4 protein-coding genes are annotated in these 2670 nt (G+C 74.2%); 2 read left to right on the top strand and 2 right to left on the bottom strand.

Going from position 1 to position 2670, the window contains the following annotated elements:
- Window positions 1-512, bottom strand: a 512-nt coding sequence (locus H5J29_RS28420) for a LysR family transcriptional regulator (protein WP_312858456.1), incomplete at its 3' end; no start/stop codon positions are given.
- A gap of 79 nt (window positions 513-591) precedes the next feature.
- Between H5J29_RS28420 and H5J29_RS28415 the strand changes: the two genes are divergently transcribed.
- Together H5J29_RS28415 and H5J29_RS28410 are read left to right on the top strand one after the other, a co-directional pair.
- The gene (locus H5J29_RS28415; RefSeq protein WP_181784062.1) at window positions 592-1563 is read left to right on the top strand and encodes a bile acid:sodium symporter family protein; all 972 of its coding nucleotides are present in this window, start codon (window positions 592-594) and stop codon (window positions 1561-1563) included.
- 74 nt (window positions 1564-1637) lie between these two features.
- Window positions 1638-2414 carry a hypothetical protein gene (locus tag H5J29_RS28410; protein ID WP_181784061.1) on the top strand — a complete coding sequence of 259 codons (777 nt, stop codon included), beginning with the start codon at window positions 1638-1640 and terminating at the stop codon, window positions 2412-2414.
- On the opposite strand, the gene H5J29_RS28405 is transcribed toward H5J29_RS28410, so the two are convergent.
- Window positions 2349-2670: sensor histidine kinase (locus H5J29_RS28405; RefSeq protein ID WP_376768585.1), on the bottom strand; the 322-nt coding region annotated here is incomplete at its 5' end. The two genes, H5J29_RS28410 and H5J29_RS28405, sit on opposite strands and share 66 nt — an antisense overlap.

The raw sequence follows: 2670 nt of genomic DNA, 5'->3' as shown, positions 1-2670 counted from the left end.
AGCCGCAGGCCCGGCGCCGCGACCCAGACGAACCGGTCGCTCCACACCGGCGTGCCCCCGGTCCGTCGAGCGGAGCGCTTGGCGAACAGCAGGTCCAGCTCGCCGCGGTCGATCGCGGCCTCCAGGGTCTCGCTGAGCCCCACGGTCAGCTCCAGGTCCACGGCCGGGTGCCGCCCGCGGAACTCGGCCAGGATCGTCGGGAGGCGGGTGAGCACGAGGTCCTCGGAGACACCGAACCTCAGGCGCTCCCGCACGTGCGCGCCGCGGAAGTGGGCCAGCGCGCGGTCGCCGGCGTCGAGGATCGCGGTGGCGAACTCCAGCATCGCCTCGCCGTCCTTGGTGAGCTCCACCGCGTGCGTGTCCCGCACCAGCAGCGTCCGCGCGACGAGCGCCTCCAACCTGCGCACGTGCTGGCTGACCGTGGACTGGCGGAGGTCGAGACGGGCCGCGGCCCGGGTGAAGCTCAGCGCCCGCGCGACGGCGACGAAGGAGCGCAGGAGCACCGGATCCACGTCGGTCATCGTAGTTCGTGATGACAGACAGTGCGCTATTCGTGTTTCCGAATGACCGGGGCCGGCGGAGCATGGGTCGGTGCTCCGCCGCGTGAAGGTCGACCCGTTCCTCGTGCTGATCCTGCTGACCGTCGGGATCGCCGCGCTGCTGCCCGCCCGCGGCGGCGTGGCCACGGGGTTCTCGCACGCCACGACCGTCGCGATCGCGCTGCTGTTCTTCCTCTACGGCGCCCGGCTCTCCACCCGCGAGGCGATCGACGGGCTCAGGCACTGGCGGCTGCACGGCACGGTCGTGCTGGCGACGTTCGTGGTGTTCCCGCTGCTCGGGCTGGCGGTCCAGCTCGTCCCGGCGAGCGTCCTGCCCACGGAGCTGAAGCTCGGTGTGCTCTTCCTCTGCTGCCTGCCGAGCACCGTGCAGTCGTCCATCGCGTTCACCTCGATCGCGCGGGGCAACGTGCCCGCGGCGATCTGCGCGGCGAGCCTGTCCAACCTGCTCGGCATCGTGGTCACCCCGCTGCTCACCGGGCTGCTGCTCTCCTCCCGGGGCGGGATCTCGGGCGGGGCGCTGCTGGACGTGGCGCTGCAGCTGTTGGCGCCGTTCGTCCTCGGGCAGCTGCTGCGCCGGTGGGTCGGCGGCTGGGTCACCCGGAACAAGAGGTACCTGCAGGTGGTGGACCGCGGGTCGATCCTGCTCGTGGTCTACGTGGCGTTCAGCGCGGGCATGGTGGAGGGGATCTGGGGCAGGCTCTCGCTCGGCGCCCTCGCCGCGCTCGTGGCCACCTGCGTGGTGCTGCTGGCCGTGGTCCTCGCGCTCACCTGGTTCGGCGCGCGCCGCTTCGACCCCGCCGACAGGATCACGATCCTGTTCTGCGGCTCGAAGAAGAGCCTGGCCACCGGCCTGCCGATGGCGGGCGTGCTGTTCGCGGGCGGTGAGGTCGGGCTGCTGGTCCTGCCGCTGATGCTCTTCCACCAGATCCAGCTGATGGCCTGCGCCGCGATCGCCGCCCGGCTGGGACGTCGGGCGGAGGCCCCTGAGGTCGTCCCCGCCTGAGCCAGGGTTGACCCTGCCCCGGGGACCGGGCGGTCCCGCTACCCGGCGCGTCGCCCGCGGCGGACTCTCGGCCCATGAACTCACCCCAGAACACCGTGAACCTGCCCGGCGGGACCCTCGACCGGTCCCGCGATCCCTCGCCCGCGGCGACCGTCGTCCGCGTGCTCGTGGCCGCGCTGACCGGGATCGTCGCGCTCGCGCTGCTCGTCGGGGGAGGGGTGCTGGCCTGGGCCCAGCTCGACCTCCGCGACGGGGACGGCCACTACACCGCCTCCGGCCTCCGGGCGGCGGGCGCGGGCCACGCCCTCGTCGTCGAGGACCTCGGCCTGCAGTACCTCGGCGTGGCACCGGGTCTGCGGCCGCCGGGCGGACTCGACTTCCGGGTCACCGCGGCCGCCGCGGGCTCCGACGCCGTGTTCGTCGGGATCGGGCCGAGCGACCAGGTCGCCGGGTACCTCGCCGATGTGGCGCGGGACCGCGTCGTCGACGTCGACGACCGCACCGACACCGTCGACGTCGTCCCGGCCCCCGGGACCCGCACCCCGGCCCCGCCCGCGACACAGACCTTCTGGGCCGCGTCGGCGCAGGGACCGGGGGAGCAGCGCGTCGACTGGCCCGCGCGGCAGGGCCGGTGGACCGTCGTCGTGATGAACGCCGACGGCGCCGCGGGCGTCGACGTCGTCGCCTCCGGTGGGGTGGCGATCGGTGTCCTGACCCCGCTCGCGATCGGCCTGCTGGTGGCGGGCCTGCTGTTCCTGGTCCTCACCCTCGTGCTGGTCCCCTGGTCACGGACGAAGCGGCAGCACCGCTCCCACGACGGTGCCGCCCCCGGGCCGCTCGGCCACCCGTAGCGCGCCGCCGAGGGCCTCGACGCGGTCGGCGAGGCCGCGCAGACCGGAGCCGAGGGCGGGATCGGCACCCCCGATCCCGTCGTCGGCGATCTCGACGAGCAGGGCACCCGGCTCGCGCGTCACGCGCACGGTGGCGGCGCTGGCACCCGCGTACTTCGCCACGTTGGTCAGGGACTCCGACGCCACGAAGTACGCCGCGAAGGCGACGGGCTCGGGCACCGGACCGGGCTCGACGGACAGCGTGGTGGGCACCGCC

This window comes from Pseudonocardia pini, assembly GCF_013870575.1.
In the GTDB taxonomy this organism is placed as follows: Bacteria; Actinomycetota; Actinomycetes; order Mycobacteriales; family Pseudonocardiaceae; genus Pseudonocardia; species Pseudonocardia pini.
This window is presented reverse-complemented; position numbering and strand designations above follow the sequence as displayed.